Source organism: Gordonia amicalis NBRC 100051 = JCM 11271, from assembly GCF_000332995.1.
In the GTDB taxonomy this organism is placed as follows: Bacteria; Actinomycetota; Actinomycetes; order Mycobacteriales; family Mycobacteriaceae; genus Gordonia; species Gordonia amicalis.
Window position 1 is genome coordinate 1 of sequence record NZ_BANS01000043.1, and the last position, 14,409, is coordinate 14,409.

General features: G+C 67.6%; 12 protein-coding genes and 3 pseudogenes. 6 read left to right on the plus strand and 9 right to left on the minus strand.

All coding sequences use genetic code 11. The features are described from left to right. Nucleotides 1-11: 11 nt before the first annotated feature. The 4 genes from GOAMI_RS18640 to GOAMI_RS18655 all read right to left on the minus strand — a co-directional run bounded on the left by GOAMI_RS18640 (nt 12) and on the right by GOAMI_RS18655 (nt 3,305). A complete protein-coding gene (locus GOAMI_RS18640; RefSeq protein WP_006438140.1) occupies nt 12-896 on the minus strand; it encodes a phosphatidate cytidylyltransferase in 885 nt (294 codons plus the stop codon). Continuing rightward, nucleotides 893-1,450 (minus strand): ribosome recycling factor, encoded by a 558-nt coding sequence (frr, locus tag GOAMI_RS18645; RefSeq protein WP_006438141.1) that lies wholly within the window; start codon nt 1,448-1,450, stop codon nt 893-895. Before frr ends, GOAMI_RS18640 begins: the two co-directional genes overlap by 4 nt. Nucleotides 1,451-1,516: 66 nt before the next feature. Then, nucleotides 1,517-2,287: a UMP kinase gene (gene pyrH, locus GOAMI_RS18650; protein WP_006438142.1), complete on the minus strand. Its 771-nt coding sequence runs from the start codon at nt 2,285-2,287 to the stop codon at nt 1,517-1,519. Between the two features lie 73 nt (nt 2,288-2,360). Continuing rightward, a complete protein-coding gene (locus GOAMI_RS18655) occupies nt 2,361-3,305 on the minus strand; it encodes an alpha/beta hydrolase (RefSeq protein ID WP_081598271.1) in 945 nt (314 codons plus the stop codon). Nucleotides 3,306-3,691: 386 nt separating this feature from the next. On the opposite strand from GOAMI_RS18655, the pseudogene GOAMI_RS23825 reads away from it, so the two are divergent. Next, nucleotides 3,692-4,051: pseudogene (locus GOAMI_RS23825) on the plus strand (condensation domain-containing protein); the annotation flags it as partial. Between the two features lie 366 nt (nt 4,052-4,417). Next, nucleotides 4,418-5,356 carry a tyrosine-type recombinase/integrase gene (locus GOAMI_RS18665; RefSeq protein ID WP_006438145.1) on the plus strand — a complete coding sequence of 313 codons (939 nt, stop codon included), beginning with the start codon at nt 4,418-4,420 and terminating at the stop codon, nt 5,354-5,356. Nucleotides 5,357-5,379: 23 nt separating this feature from the next. On the opposite strand, the gene GOAMI_RS18670 is transcribed toward GOAMI_RS18665, so the two are convergent. Together GOAMI_RS18670 and GOAMI_RS18675 are read right to left on the minus strand one after the other, a co-directional pair. Next, entirely contained in the window at nt 5,380-6,192 is an 813-nt protein-coding gene (locus GOAMI_RS18670) for an ABC transporter permease (protein WP_006438146.1), read from the minus strand. Beyond that, complete coding sequence (locus GOAMI_RS18675) at nt 6,189-6,872, minus strand: ABC transporter ATP-binding protein (protein WP_006438147.1); 684 nt, start codon at nt 6,870-6,872, stop codon at nt 6,189-6,191. The genes GOAMI_RS18670 and GOAMI_RS18675 overlap by 4 nt, the downstream gene beginning before the upstream one ends. A gap of 222 nt (nt 6,873-7,094) precedes the next feature. On the opposite strand from GOAMI_RS18675, the gene GOAMI_RS22370 reads away from it, so the two are divergent. From GOAMI_RS22370 to GOAMI_RS18690, 3 genes are all read left to right on the plus strand, one after another. Beyond that, entirely contained in the window at nt 7,095-7,742 is a 648-nt protein-coding gene (locus tag GOAMI_RS22370) for a phosphatase PAP2 family protein (protein WP_210738451.1), read from the plus strand. A 165-nt stretch (nt 7,743-7,907) separates the two neighbouring features. Next, on the plus strand, nt 7,908-9,227 hold the full coding sequence (locus tag GOAMI_RS18685) for an APC family permease (protein WP_376740336.1): 1,320 nt from the start codon (nt 7,908-7,910) through the stop codon (nt 9,225-9,227). Nucleotides 9,228-9,258: 31 nt separating this feature from the next. Further along, nucleotides 9,259-9,750 (plus strand): DoxX family protein, encoded by a 492-nt coding sequence (locus GOAMI_RS18690; RefSeq protein WP_006438150.1) that lies wholly within the window; start codon nt 9,259-9,261, stop codon nt 9,748-9,750. Here GOAMI_RS18690 and GOAMI_RS18695 read toward each other — a convergent pair. From GOAMI_RS18695 to GOAMI_RS23615, 3 genes and pseudogenes are all read right to left on the minus strand, one after another. Further along, nucleotides 9,742-10,059, minus strand: a complete 318-nt coding sequence (locus GOAMI_RS18695; protein WP_006438151.1) for an Rv3488 family transcriptional regulator — start codon at nt 10,057-10,059, stop codon at nt 9,742-9,744. The two genes, GOAMI_RS18690 and GOAMI_RS18695, sit on opposite strands and share 9 nt — an antisense overlap. Before the next feature lie 99 nt (nt 10,060-10,158). Next, on the minus strand, nt 10,159-11,184 hold the full coding sequence (locus tag GOAMI_RS23610) for a Tn3 family transposase (protein WP_238063687.1): 1,026 nt from the start codon (nt 11,182-11,184) through the stop codon (nt 10,159-10,161). Nucleotides 11,185-12,730: 1,546 nt separating this feature from the next. Then, nucleotides 12,731-13,243 (minus strand): annotated as a pseudogene (locus GOAMI_RS23615) (DUF4158 domain-containing protein); the annotation flags it as partial. Between the two features lie 87 nt (nt 13,244-13,330). On the opposite strand from GOAMI_RS23615, the pseudogene GOAMI_RS18710 reads away from it, so the two are divergent. After that, a pseudogene (locus GOAMI_RS18710) lies at nt 13,331-14,398 on the plus strand (condensation domain-containing protein); the annotation flags it as partial. Between the last annotated feature and the right edge of the window lie 11 nt (nt 14,399-14,409).

A 14,409-nucleotide genomic window follows, 5' to 3' on the forward strand; every position in this document is an offset into this window, starting at 1 on the left:
CGCCCCACGTTTCAGAGGAGAGCGGTCAGCACCGCCCACACCACGAACGCCGAGGGCAGCAGGCTGTCGAGGCGGTCCATGATGCCGCCGTGGCCGGGGAGCAGCGTCCCCATGTCCTTGATGCCGAGATCGCGCTTGACCTGTGACTCCACCAGGTCGCCGAGAGTCGCGCACACGACCAGGACGGGTCCCAGGATCAATCCGATCCACCAGTGGCTGCCGATCAGGAACGTGATGCAGCCGACCGCGCCGACCGTGCCGACGAGCAGCGAACCGACCAGGCCCTCCCACGACTTCTTGGGGCTGATCGCCGGCGCCATGGGGTGTTTGCCGAACAGGACACCGGCGGCATATCCACCGACGTCGGAGCAGACGACGACCACCATGAGCGTCGCGACCCGGGCCGCACCGTCCTCCTGCGTCACCAGGTGGACGCCGAAGGATGCCAGGAGCGGCAGCCAGGCCAGCACGAACACGGTGAGTGCCAGGTCTACGAGATAGTCCTCCGGTGCGTTCGAGATGCCCTGGGCGAGCAGCTTCCACACCATCGACACCAGGACGGTCGCGACGAAGGCGACCAGCACTCCGGTGGGCCCGTACGGCCAGCTGATCCAGATGATGACCTGGCCGCCGATGAGCAGTGGCCAGAAGGCGACGTTGTACCCGGCGGTGTGCAGCCGCTTGGTGACCTCCCAGGTGGCGATCGCGAACGCGACGGCGACGAGGCCGTACCAGAGCATCGGCGCGAACAGCAGGATCAGGATGATGCTGACCCCGAGCGTGCCTCCGACTGCGATCGCAGCCGGGAGGTCACGACCTGCCCGTGACTTCTTCTCGGGCCCGGACTTCTTCTCGGGCCCGGACTTCTTCTCGGGGTCGGATGCCTTCTCGCTCACACCTCGAGCAATTCGTCTTCTTTGTGCTTCACCAGCTCGTCGATCTGATGCACGTAGGTGGCCGTGGTCTTGTCCAGTTCCTTCTCGGCACGGGTGACCTCGTCCTCGCCGGCCTCGCCGTCCTTCTGGATGCGCTTGAGCTCGTCGGCGGCCTTGCGACGCACGTTACGGATGGCGACCTTCGCATCCTCACCCTTGCCCTTGGCCTGCTTGACCAGGTCGCGACGACGCTCCTCGGTGAGCTGCGGGATGGCGACGCGGATGATCGTGCCGTCGTTGGTCGGGTTCACACCGAGGTCGGAGTTGCGGATCGCGGTCTCGATGTCTCGCAGCGTCGACGCCTCGTACGGCTTGATGACGACCAGGCGCGGCTCCGGGGTGTTGATCGACGCGACCTGGGTCACCGGGGTCATCGCGCCGTAGTACTCGATGTTGATCTTGTTGAACATGGACGGATTCGCCCGTCCGGTGCGGATGGAGCCCATGTCCTCCTTGGCGACGTTGACCGCCTTTTCCATCTTCTCCTCGGCGTCGAGCAGCGCGTCGTCGATCATCTTCGTCCTTGTTCCGTTCGGTAGGGCCTGGCGAGGCCGTGTTCTCGTGCGGGGCGCGGGTGTTCGTCAGGTGCTGACCAGCGTGCCGATCCGGTCTCCGGCCACCGCCCTGGCGATGTTGCCCTGTTGGAGCAAATTGAACACCAAGATCGGCATCTTGTTGTCCATACACAGACTGAAGGCGGTCGCGTCGGCGACCTTGAGTTCCTTGTCGAGGACCTCGCGGTGGGTGATCTCGGTGAACATTCGGGCGTTCGGGTCGGTACGCGGGTCCGCGTCGTAGACCCCGTCGACGGCCTTGGCCATGAGGACCACCTCCGCCTTGATCTCCAGCGCGCGCTGGGCGGCGGTGGTGTCGGTGGAGAAGTACGGCATGCCCATTCCGGCGCCGAAGATGACCACGCGTCCCTTCTCGAGGTGACGCTGGGCGCGCAGCGGCAGGTACGGCTCGGCGACCTGACCCATGGTGATGGCGGTCTGCACGCGTGTGCTGATGCCGCGCTTCTCCAGGAAGTCCTGCAGAGCAAGGCAATTCATCACCGTCCCGAGCATGCCCATGTAGTCCGAGCGGCTACGGTCGAGGCCACGCTGCTGCAGCTCGGCGCCGCGGAAGAAGTTGCCGCCGCCGATGACGACGGCCACCTGGACACCGGAGTTGACGACGTCGGCGATCTGATCGGCCACGGTCGCGACGACGTCCGGGTCCAGACCGACCTCTCCCCCGCCGAACATCTCACCGCCCAGCTTCAACAGGACTCGATGGAATCCGGAACGCCCGGACCCGGAACGCTCGGACTTGTCGAGATCGGATGGGGTGGGATCGGGCGCTTCGCTCATTCGCTTCCTCACTCGTCGGTTCGGAGAACTATGGTACGTCCTCACCGAATGCGACCCGCGACACGCGTAGGTGTCAGCGTGCGAGCGCCGCGCGGAACTGGGGCCAGGCGCGGTGCAGTTCGTCCTGCCAGTACGGCCACGAGTGGGTGCCGCCGGGGTAAAGGTGGAAGGTCGCCGGCACCCCGACCTCGCGCAGCCGGCGCTGGAGGTTGCGCGTGCACTCGGCCGTCGCGGTCTCGATCACCGCACCGACGGCGAGCTGATCGAACAGTTTGGAGAGGTTCCCGTCGATGCCCGGGCCATCGATCGTGTCGTAGCGCCCAGGTGTGCCGGAACCATTGGACACATAGATCGACTTGCCGCGAAACGACGCCGCGTGCACATACGGGTCGTTGGCCCGCCATGCCGGACTCGTCGGCGGCCCCCACATGTTGAGGGTGTTGCCGTGGCCGCGTCCCTCCACGACCATTCGCACGACCGCCTGGCCCATCGGGTCGCTGGTCTGGGCACACCCGCTGAACGAGCCGAGCGCCTCGTACAGTTCGGGGGCGTGCAGCGAGAGCTGGAACACCGAGGCCCCGGCCATCGAGATGCCCGCGATCGCGTTGCGGCCGTTCCCGTCGAGACGACGGTCGATCACCGCGGGCAGTTCCGAGGTGAGAAACGTGGCCCATTTTTGCACCCCGAGCACGGGATCCGGATGCTGCCAGTCGGTGAAGTAACTCGCGGTGCCACCCATGGGTACGACCACGTTGACGTTCTGATCGGCGAAGTACGTCCGGATGTCCGTGCGGTCGAACCAGCTGCTGCCGCCGTCACCGCCGGCGGCGCCGTTCAGCAGGTACAGCGTGGGCGCCGGCCGATCCCCTCGTGCGGGAAGAACTTTGACGGTCACCGTCTGACGCATCGCCGTCGACCGCACCGCCAGGTCGATCTCACCCGCAGGCTGCACGTGTTCGGCGACGATCGACGCCGGGTTCGGCTCCGCGGCAGCACGGCTGGGCAGACCGACCATCATCGCCAGCACGACAGCGCGACGAGACCCACTGCACCGAACATGCGGCGACCGTTCACCCCGGTGAGACCTTGTTCGTTCATCCACTCCGCTTTCCCACAGCACCACAGCGATGCGATCCGCATCACAGGCGATGCGGAGGCAGTCTGCCGGACGAGAGCGACGGTGTCCACCAGGGGACCAACTGACATCAGATGTGGTCAATTGTCCAGGAAGCCTGACATTTTCACCAGAACGAGGCCCATCCGTCGGAACCCCGTTACATCGTCGACCAATCTCATGTAGCGTCCGGGCGACCGTCGAAGTGCTATAAGTCACCTGAATGACAAGCGCCTCGAAACCCGGTTCACCCGGTAGCAAATCCCCTTCAGCAAAGAGGTGGTCACACGATGATTAAGTTCGGACTGATCGAGGAGTGGGACCCGCGCCCCGGTCATCTGACGAGTTGGGTGGCCTCACTCGCCTCGGTCACCGCCGCCGGACAGGCGCCCGCCCATCCCGTCCCCGCGTCGCATTAGCAGGAGGAATACCTGAAAGTTGCGTGGCGCAACGAATCCGCCGGTTTCCGGTTCGCCCGGTTGTGCCTCATGGCATTCGACGTCGCGGCCCCGCTGGATGTGGAGGCGATGACCACGGCGGTCAACGAGTTCATCCGGCGTCACGACAGCTTCCGTTCGTGGTTCTCGATCGAGAACGACGGTTCGGTGCTTCGTCATCTCGTGCCGACCGAGGACATCGAGATGGTGCCGGCATGTGGGGTCCAGTTGAGCGAAGACTGGCGTTAGCGAGTGCTGGTGTGGTGATGCCCAGAGGATCCCTCGGGGCATCGGATTCGGGCCAGATAAATCGGCTCGTAGCGCTCGGTCGCGACGAAACGGTGCCTGCGGCGACTTCCCTGGGTGGCCGGCGTGTCGCCTGGTTGAGGAGTGAGAGTCGTTCGCGTGGAAGGATTTTCGCCTTCTGCCCATTTTTTCTGCGGAAACTGGCGCTAAGCATCTACCGCACATAGTGACGCACTATGTGCGGTAGTCTCGGGCGAGTCCTGGCGCGATGCGTCTCGTGGGCGGGGGCGACTCGGGAAACTATCTGCGGTAGTGCGTGGGGAGGTCGGTGGGATGGGACAGGTTCGGAGGCTGCCGCGGTCGGCGGGTGGTGTGCGGCTGGCCGATGCGGTGCGGATCTATCTGGCGACGATCACGGTGCCGAACACGCGCGCGACGTACGCGGCGGCGCTGGTTCGCCTCGTCGCCGACTTCGGGGCGGATACGGATGTGGCGCTGCTGGGTTCGGAGCCGGATCGGGTGAGTGGGTGGTTCACGTTCGTGTGGGGTGGCAAGTCGGCGAAGACGTTCAACATCCGGTTGACCGCGCTGGGGTCGGCGTGCGGGTACTGGCGGGAGCAGCAGTGGCTGGCCGGTGATCCGCTGGTGCGGCTGCGGGCACGGCCCGCGCCGCCCGACACCAGCAAGGCGCTGAGCCGGGACCGCGTCGCGGAGATCTTGGGATCGGATGCGGGCCTGCGGCAGCGGGTGTTGTGGCATTTGCTGTATGAGTCCTCGGCGCGTGCCGAGGAGGTGTTGATGCTGGATGTGCCCGATCTCGACATCGCGAACCGGTGTGCGGTGGTGACCCGTAAGGGTGGGGCGCGTGAGGTCATCGCGTGGCAGACCGGCACTTCACGGTTGTTGCCGCGGATGCTGGCGGGCCGCAGGACCGGCCCGTTGTTCCTCACCGACCGCAGGGCCCGCCCCTCGGTGGCCCGCAACGATGTCGACCCGGTGACGGGCCGGGCCAGGTTGTCCTACCGGCGCGCGGCCGAGCTGTTCGAGGCCCACACCGGGCACTACGACAACGGCCCGTACACGCTGCACCAGTTGCGGCATTCCCGGTTGACGCACGCGGCCGAGGACGGCGCGTCGACGCCGCTGCTGATGAAGCTGTCGGGGCACACGTCGGTGCGCAGCCTCGCCAAGTACGCGAGGGTCTCCGACGAGGGGCTGCGGCGCTATCAGGCCGACACCGACCCGGCCGCGCGTCGCCGTCCGGGTCGCTGAGCCTGCCGACGGGATCGAAACGGTCAGGTCGTCGCGGGGCCGGTGCTGCCGTGGCTGGTTTGTTGTGGTCGGGGTAGCGGCAGGAGTCGGTGGTCGGTGGTGAACACGCGCCGCACGAGTCCGAGAGTCACGACGACGGTGGTGGTGGATACCGATGCCAGGACCAGGAACATGACGACGGCTTGCAGCCGCACGGCCTGTACCGGTGCGACGCCCGCGAGGATGAGTCCGGTCATCGCTCCGGGCAGGAATACCAGGCCGGTGGCTTTGGTGGTTTCGATCTGCGGTGTCAGCGCCGAGCGCAGTGCCGCGCGCACGTACGGTCGGGCGGCTTGGCTGGAGGGTTGGCCGAGTGCGAGCCGGGCCTCGACCTCGTCGCGCTTGTCGCGCAGTTCCTCGACGAGGCGGCGGGCGGCCAGCACGGTGGCGGTCATGGAGTTGCCGACCATCATCCCGGCGATGGGGACCAGGGTGCGTGCTTCCAGGGGAAGGACCCGGAATCCGAAGACGACGCCGAGGGTGATCGCGGCGGCGGCGGCGAACGCGGTGATGGTCAGCGCCATGATGCGGGGGAACTCGGGTGCGCGTCGGCGGGCGACGTCGCCGGCGTAGGCGACCATCGCCGCGGTCCACAGCCACGACCACGCCAGTGACCGGCCGGGTTCGAGCAGCAGGCTCAGCGCGGCCCCGACCAGCAGCAGCTGAACCAGCGCCCGGACCGCGGCCCACAGGATCTGCCGGTGCAAGCCGAGGCGCTGCCACAGCGAGATCGTGGCGGCGACCCCGACCAGGGCCAGGGAGGTCGCCAGCCCGGCGATGCTGATCAGATCGTTCACGATGGGATCTCCTCGAGGGTGTCCGGTGGCGGGTTGACCGGGTCGAGGCCGACGCATCGTCCGGCGTCGATGCGTAGCACCCGGTCGGCGACACGCCGGACCTGCTGTGGATCGTGGGTCACCCACAGCACGGTCACTCCGTCGCCTGCCAGCCCGAGTACCGCGCGTTCCACGATGTCTACGGCCGATTCGTCGAGTGCGGAGGTGGGTTCATCGAGCAGCAAGACCTCGGGTCCGGTGATCAGGGTGCGCGCCAGGCACATTCGCTGCGCCTCACCCCCGGACAGCGCGGTCGCGTCGCGGTCGAGCCAGGACCCGGACAGCCCGACCCGCGCCAGCACCTCCCGCATGCGCGGCGGATCCGCGTCCGGGTCGGCGGTGTGCAGGTTCTCGGCGATCGTGCCGGGAAATGGTGTGGGTCGCTGGAACACTATGCCCACCTGTCGGCGCAGCCGCAGGGGATCGAGTTCGGCGATATCGCGGCCACCGTAGAGCACGCGTCCCGTGGTGGGAATCTCGAGCCGATTGCACAGCCGTAGCAGCGTGGACTTTCCCGACCCCGAGGGCCCGTAAATGGCCGTCACACCGTGGCCGGGGACGACCGCGCTGAACCCATCGAGCGCACGCACACTGTCGCGCACCACCACGACATCGTCGAACCCGAAGTCTGCCGCACTCATCCGACCTCCTCGAACCCCGGGCAGCCCAGCTGCATACCTGGGAAACACTATCGGAGTTCGATATCGTGAGTCGATATCTTGTTGTGTGGGTGCGAGCGATGGGCTCGTGATCGTGACGAAGGGTGCGCAATTGTCTGTGCTGACACGTCGTAGGTTCCTGATCGGGCTCGGTGCGGTGCCGCTGGCGGTGGCCGCGTGCGGCACCGAGGATCACCCAGCGCCGTGACTTCCCCGGCGTGGAAGAGGCTTGCTGCGGCCTCGGTGATGCTGATGGTGCTCCTTGGCGTGGGGGCGGCGGCAACGAGCACCGAGGTGACGCGATGGGGTATCGCGGTCGATGACGCGGTGGCCGGGTGGCGTAACGGGGTGTCGACCGCGCTGTCGATCGCCGCGACGCACGCGGCGTCCGCGGCGGTCGGGGTCGCGGCGACGATCCTGGCTCCGGCCGCACTGTGGTGGCGCCGCCGAGGTCGCGACGCGGTACAGACACTGCTGGTGCTCGGCGGTGCGCTGATGATCGCGTCCGTGATCAAGCTGGGTGTGGCCGAGGCCCGGCCCCCGAGCCGGCTGTGGGTGATCGCTCCCGACAACGCACAGAGCTTCCCCAGCGGCCACACCACCCTCGCGGCCGCCGCCGCGCTGGCCGCGGTGCTCGTGACGCAGGGCGGCTGGCGCATCCTGGCTGGGGCCGTCGGCGCCACCGCAACCCTGGTCGTGGCGGCGGCCCGGGTGTATCTGGGCGTGCACTACCCCATTGATGTCCTCGGTGGCGTACTGGCCGCCATCTGCGCGGCGTTGCTGGCCGCCGGTCTGGTCGAACTGCCACCCCTGCGCCGTCACCTGCGCACCCCGGCCGTCTCCCGTCCCTGATCCCGGTGGGCACCGCCGGATCCCCTGCCCCAGCCGGTGTCACGCATCGGCATCCGGCGACACACACGTCCGACAGAGTGGTCGACTCGCGAACCGACGGGTGGCGACCAACACGCCGCGCGTATATCGTCTCCCGATATCGGAGAACGATAGGAGAAACCGGTGGTGTCGAACAGCAACCCGTCGGGCACGGCGCGGGCCACCGACGTGCCCGACGAGCTGCACCGGCGGCTGGGGGTCGCCGACGCGGTGGTGATCGGGCTGGGGTCGATGATCGGCGCGGGCATCTTCGCCGCCCTGGCTCCGGCGGCCCGCGCGGCGGGGTCGGGGCTGTTGCTGGGCTTGGCGGTCGCGGCGGTGGTGGCCTACTGCAACGCGACCTCCTCGGCGCGGCTGGCCGCACGATACCCGGCCTCGGGTGGCACCTACGTGTACGGGCGGGAACGGCTCGGCGATTTCTGGGGATACCTCGCGGGGTGGGGGTTCGTCGTCGGCAAGACCGCCTCCTGCGCGGCGATGGCGCTGACCGTCGGCAGCTACGCCTGGCCCGCGCATTCGCACGCCGTCGCCGTCGGCGCGGTGGTCGCGCTGACGGCGGTCAACTATGCCGGGGTGCAGAAGACCGCGTGGCTGACTCGCACGATCGTCGCGATCGTGCTGGCCGTGCTCGCCGCCGTCGCCGTGGCCACCCTCACCTCCGATACCGCGCACGCCACCCGGCTCGACCTCGGAGGCGACGTCACCGCCGCCGGTGTCCTGCAAGCGGCGGGCCTGCTGTTCTTCGCCTTCGCCGGCTACGCGCGAATCGCCACCCTCGGCGAAGAGGTCCGCGACCCGGCCCGCACCATCCCGCGCGCCATTCCCCTCGCACTGGGTATCACGCTGGTCGTCTACACCGTCATCGCCGTCGCGGTGCTGAGCGTGCTCGGCCCGGATACCCTGGCCACGGCCACCGCGCCGCTGTCGGATGCCGTGCGCGCCGCCGGTTGCGGCTGGCTTTCCCCGGTGGTGCGGGTCGGCGCGGCGGTGGCCGCACTGGGGTCGCTGCTCGCGCTGATCCTCGGGGTCTCGCGCACCAGTCTGGCCATGGCGCGCGACCGGCACCTGCCCCACGCCCTGGCCGCGGTCCACCCCCGGTTCAAGGTGCCCCACCGCGCCGAACTCACCGTCGGCGTGATCGTGGCCGTCCTCGCCGCGACCGTGGACGTGCGCGGTGCGATCGGCTTCTCCTCGTTCGGTGTCCTGGCCTATTACGCGATCGCCAACGCCGCCGCCTGGACCCTCACCCCCGCCGAAGGCCGTCCCGCGCGCCCCATCATGGTGGTGGGCCTGGCCGGATGCCTCGTGCTGGCCTTCTCCCTGCCGCTGTCTTCGGTACTGGCCGGGGCCACGGTCCTGGCGCTCGGCGCCCTCGCCTACCTCACCCGCCGCGCGCTGGCACGCACAGCACCCGTGCCGGGCGAGGGCAACCACAACAACGATTGACCCTCGACACATCCGATCAGAGAGGTATCCCGTGTCCCCGTTCGACACCTGGCAGGCCCGACTGACCACCACCACCGCACCCGCGGCGGTGGTCCTGATCCGCTTCTACGTCGGCGCGGTCTTCCTGTTCGAAGGCATCCAGAAATTCCTCTACCCCGACCAGCTCGGCACCGGACGCTTCGACAAGGCCGGCATCCCCGCCCCCGATGTCCTCGCACCCTTGGACGGCATCTTCGAAATCGCGTGCGGCGCCCTCATTCTCGTGGGACTGCTCACCCGCCTGGCCGTGATCCCGATGATCGTCAACATGGCAGGCGCACTACTGATCACGAAACTGCCCATCCTGTGGGGTGATGCGGCGTTGTTCACCGGCAAGTCCGGGTGGTGGGACTTCGTCCACGAATCCCGCACCGACCTCGCGCAACTGTGCGGCAGCCTGTTCCTGCTCATCGTCGGCGCCGGCGCCTGGTCCCTCGACGCCCGGCTGCGCCCCGCCACGTCCGCCACCGCGGATTCACGCTGACCGCTCGCCGAGCTCGTCTCCGAGGACCTCTCTCGCCAGCTCCAGCAGGGCACGGCGGTCCTCGGCCAACGCCGCCCGCCCGGCGTCGGTGGCCCGATACACCCGCCGCGCCCGGCCCTCGACCACCTCCTGCCGCGAGGTCAACAGCCCGTCGGCCTCGAGCCGATGCAGCGTCGGATACAACGTCCCCGGGCTGATCCGGTACCCGTGGTGGCCGAGCTCCTCGGTCAACCACGCACCGTGCACATCCTCGAGCGCGGCGTGGTGCAGGATGTGCAACCGCACCGCACCCCGCTGAAACTCCCGCATGCCACCCTCCACACCAGCAATGACCAAACCGATATCGGACAACGATAACAGCCCGTGAACAGTGGCGATCGGTTCCGAACGCCCGGCGCTCGAGACTCATCAGTCGTCATCATCGGGAGCGTCCGGATCCCGCAGTGGCCGGTGCGCACCACCGAGGTCGGGCAGCAGAAAGGAGTAGTGACCGTCGAGACGGATGTGGCGGCGGACGAACGGCGACAGCCGGGCGGCATCCTCGTCACGCACCGGGTAGCCCTGGGCACGCAGCTCATCCAGAGCACGGCTCAGATACACCGAATTCCACAGCACAATGATGTTCAAAACGAGCCCCAGCGCGGACAGCTGATCTTCCATGCCGTCGAGGTAGGCGCGCACGAGTTCACCCTTGCGGCCGTGGAACACGGTACGGCCCAGGTCGTGGCGTCCTTCCTGAAGGTTGGCCTGTGCCTTGGCTTCCCGCCGGTAGGGTTCGTCGTCGGCCAGCCGCAGGATATGCAGGGTCTTGAAGATCCGGCCGTAGTGGGCGATGGCCTGGCCGAGATGGGTGGGATTGCCGTCGCGGGAAATCATGCGCGTGACCTCGTGCGCGGAGACCTCACCACGGTTCATCGACACCGCCACCCGGCACATGTCCTCCCAGTGAGAGCAAACTTTCTCGATGTCGATCCGCCCTCGTGCGGCCTTGTCCAGGGGCCCGTAGTCGGCGGCCGGGTCGATGCGCCACAACCGCTGGTCGGGCAAGTGCTTCAGCTGCGGCCGGTACTTGCGGCCCAGCAGATGCAGCAGGCCGAAGACAATGTCGGAATATGATCCGGCGTCGGAAATGATGTCGTCGGGAACCTTGCTGCCCTCGGGTTGACGCAGGATCACGTCGATGGCGTTGAGCGAGTCGCGCGGCGTGCCCGACACAACCATCGCGTTGAGCCCAGCGGCCTGGTCGTTGAGCATGTTCAGCCAGGTACTGCCCCGTTTCGGCCCGAAGTACTTTCGGTTGGGTCGGGCGTGGATCGACCGGACAGGTACCACGAACCGCATCCCGTCCACGCTGGCGACGCAGCCGCCGCCCCACAGCTGGGCCAACGCCACCTCGGCTTGGGCGTTGACCAGCACCGTGTTCGCCGCGGCCATCGTCTCCGCCCGTAGGTAGTGCTGGTCGACGTGGCGCAGCCGATCGCGCGTCGGCGCCAGGCGAGGTCACCGGTGTGAGCCCGACATTCATAGCCTGGGCGCACAGGAGTGCGGCCACCGACACACCCAAGTCCGCGACGCGGGCCTTGGTGCCGGCGACGTGGGTGAACGACTCCCCGAATTCCGGATACCAGCTCATCACCTCCAGGACCATCTCCGGCAGGTCCACACGCGGGATCATCGCCGCGGTGCGGCGGCGCAGATCGACCAGGCTCGGCGGGTCCGGCACCGCGTTCAACGCCGCCACGTGCAGTTTCCCGTCCTCGTCCACCGTCGCCGGAGTGTCGGCACCCAACCGTGCGGCCAGCTCCCGGTAGGTGGCGTCGAGGCTTTCGCCCAGCTCGCCCAGCATCGAGCGCGGATTGTCCGGCAGGCCGAGGACGTTCATGCCGCTGTCGCGGGCGGATTCCCACGCCATGCCCGACAACAGGTGCGCACGCGGGTCACGCCATTTGGAGGAGTTCTCGGCGAAGATGTTGCGGTGCTTGAGATGCCCGTGGAACTGCTCGAGCACACACAGGGTGTAGGCGGCCCGGTCCACGGTCTGTTCCGGCCGCTCGGGCGGGTAGACCAGGCGCTGCCAGCCGCCCCCGACCAGGTCGTGATCGACACGGCGGGCATCAAGCCAGCGGGCCGGTAACCCGCCGCGACCAGTGCGTTGCGGAGAGATCAGATCCGCCAGCGCGGCAACGGCTTTCAACACCGGCGCGGCATCGGCGGTGGCACCGAAATCGATGTTGCGCATCATCGCGGGCAGGAACGCCCGCACCGTGGCGTACCGGTTCGCCAGCTCCTCGAGCCGCTGCGAGTCGCACTCCGGATCCGCCTGCGGCACCAGCTCATCGATCGCCGCGAGCGCCGCACGCAGCTCCGCCTTGGACACGGTATTCTCGATCAGATCCCACACCAGCTCCAGCGACAAGCCCGGCTCGTTTTCGCTCATCTCCAGCAGCACCCGCACCGCCTGGGCCAGCTTGCCGGCGTTGCGGCTCACCCGCGGGTAGCGCTTCAGCTTCTCGTCCTTGGACTGGCGTTCGGCCTTGGCCATCAAGTCGGTGACCATCAGCAGGTCGAACAGCTCCAGCACGTCATCGATGGCTTTGGCGCGCAAGGTGAACACCGTCGCGCACAGCAACGCCAGTAACCGCTCCCGCTGGGATTTCAGCCGCCGCAGGTGCGCGGTCTTGCCGGTCAGGCCGTGCGCGGCCAAGGCGATCAACCGGCGCGCCGGCACCGCCGCGATATCCACCGAGGCCGGGATCACCGCGTTCACGTCACGCACCCGGGCAAGAGCGTTCTTCATGCCCGTCGACGAAGGGGTGAACGCGCCCTTACGCAGCCGCTCCAGCTCGACATACCTGCGGCGGTTCCCCTCCTGGGTGTCCAGCAGCCCCAGCAGCTGCCCAGCCTCCCTGCCCGACATCTGGCTGGCCAGCTGCGCCCACAGGCGCCGGTCAGCATCCTGCTTGCCGTCGGTGACCAGCCGCTCCAGGGTCGTGACACCAGGCAGTAGAGCGTTGCGTTTGCGCAACCAGTCCACCGCGCCCGCAAGCAGGGCCTTCGGGCCGTCGCCGGTCATCCACGCCTGATCCGCGATCCACGTCAGCAGCTCGGCCTCGACCTGCGCGTACGAGACCAGCCCCTCCCTGCGCTGGATCTCCCACGCGTGTTCGAACCGGGTCTTCTCCCGGTCGGTGTAGGACTTCACACACGACGGATCCGCGATCTCCAACTGCTCAGCCAGGTAATCGACCTCGCCCGGAACATCGAGCGGATCGGGCAAAAACATCCCCAAGTACCGAACAGTCACCAGCTGAAGCGCGAAACCGAGCCGATTCGAATCCCGCCGCCGGCCCGCGATCAGACGACGATCCTCGTCATCGAGGTAGAAGAACCGCTCCAGCTCGCCCCTCGACAGCACACCGAACTGGCCGTACCCGGCCCCGCCCTCATCACGCACAACCCGACATGCAACCACCACACGCCCGCCAACACCCACCAATCCGGCGAATCAACCGCCATAGCAACGGGTTTCGCCACCGGCACTCGCTAACGCCAGTCTTCGCTCAACTGGACCCCACATGCCGTGCCCGTCGACCACGGCGATCTCGACGCCGAGCGTCTCTGCACTCTCGTCCAGGACGAGACGGCCGGTCCGTTCAACTGGGACTGCTTCACCTTCGGTGCGATCGAATGGGATGGCGGTTTCACGGTCTACGCCGCCGTCGACCACCTCAACACCGACGGCATCTCCCAGGCGTCCACCTGCCTGGAGCTCATGACGCTCTACATGAACGCCGCGTTCGGCGCCGGGGCCGAACTCCCCTCCGTGGGAAGCTACATCGACTATTGCGCACGTGAACGCGCCATCTCCCGGCAGCTCACCCGGCGCTCGCCCCACGTCGAAAGGTGGATCGAGCTGGTCCGGGCCAACGAGGGCCGGTTGCCCAGCTTCCCGCTCCCCCTCGGCACCGGCGACGAAGGCTACACGCGGAGTGCGCTTCTCAACGCGACGGTGTTCGACGAGGCTGCCGCCCAGCGCTTCGAGGACGTCTGCCGCGAACTGGGTTCCAACGTGATCTCCGGGGTCATGGCCACCGCCGCCTTGGTCTACGCCGAATTCACCGGCAAGAACGAGTATTTCGGCATGACACCGAAGAGCACCAGGTCCGGCGCCGAGGAGATGAACTCGGTGGGCTGGTTCACCAGCCTCATCCCGGTACCACTGACGGTCGACGACACGACGACGTTCCGCAGCCTCGCACCGCAGGCGGCACGCAGCTACGCCGCCGGAAAAGAGCTAACCGACATCTCCTTCCACCGGGTGCTGGAGCTGGCCGAACCCCGGGACGGGCTCGATGTCGTGCCCGGCTGGTCGGTGCCGATGATCTCCTACATCGACGTTCGCAAGCTGCCGGGTGTAGAGATCTTCGAGGCCGGAAACGGTTGCCTGTTCGGCAACCGCGGTAGCAGCGAAGAGGTCTACATGTGGGTGAACCGCTTCCCCACCACGACCTCGATCACCTTCCTGTACCCGAACACCGACATCGCGCGGGAATCGGTGCAGCGCTACGTCGAACGCTTCGTCGAGGTCATCAGCACGGCGGCCGAGCAGGGTGACTATCGAGCCTCCTTGCCCGCACTCACCTCGTGACCGCAGGCCCG

Coding starts and splice junctions, on each gene's coding strand:
- frr (WP_006438141.1), bottom strand. CDS start 1,450: ATGATCGACGACGCGCTGCTCGACGCCGAGGAGAAGATGGAAAAGGCG.
- GOAMI_RS18695 (WP_006438151.1), bottom strand. CDS start 10,059: ATGCGGGAGTTTCAGCGGGGTGCGGTGCGGTTGCACATCCTGCACCAC.
- GOAMI_RS18665 (WP_006438145.1), top strand. CDS start 4,418: ATGGGACAGGTTCGGAGGCTGCCGCGGTCGGCGGGTGGTGTGCGGCTG.
- pyrH (WP_006438142.1), bottom strand. CDS start 2,287: ATGAGCGAAGCGCCCGATCCCACCCCATCCGATCTCGACAAGTCCGAG.
- GOAMI_RS18655 (WP_081598271.1), bottom strand. CDS start 3,305: ATGATGGTCGGTCTGCCCAGCCGTGCTGCCGCGGAGCCGAACCCGGCG.
- GOAMI_RS23610 (WP_238063687.1), bottom strand. CDS start 11,184: ATGGCCGCGGCGAACACGGTGCTGGTCAACGCCCAAGCCGAGGTGGCG.
- GOAMI_RS18675 (WP_006438147.1), bottom strand. CDS start 6,872: ATGAGTGCGGCAGACTTCGGGTTCGACGATGTCGTGGTGGTGCGCGAC.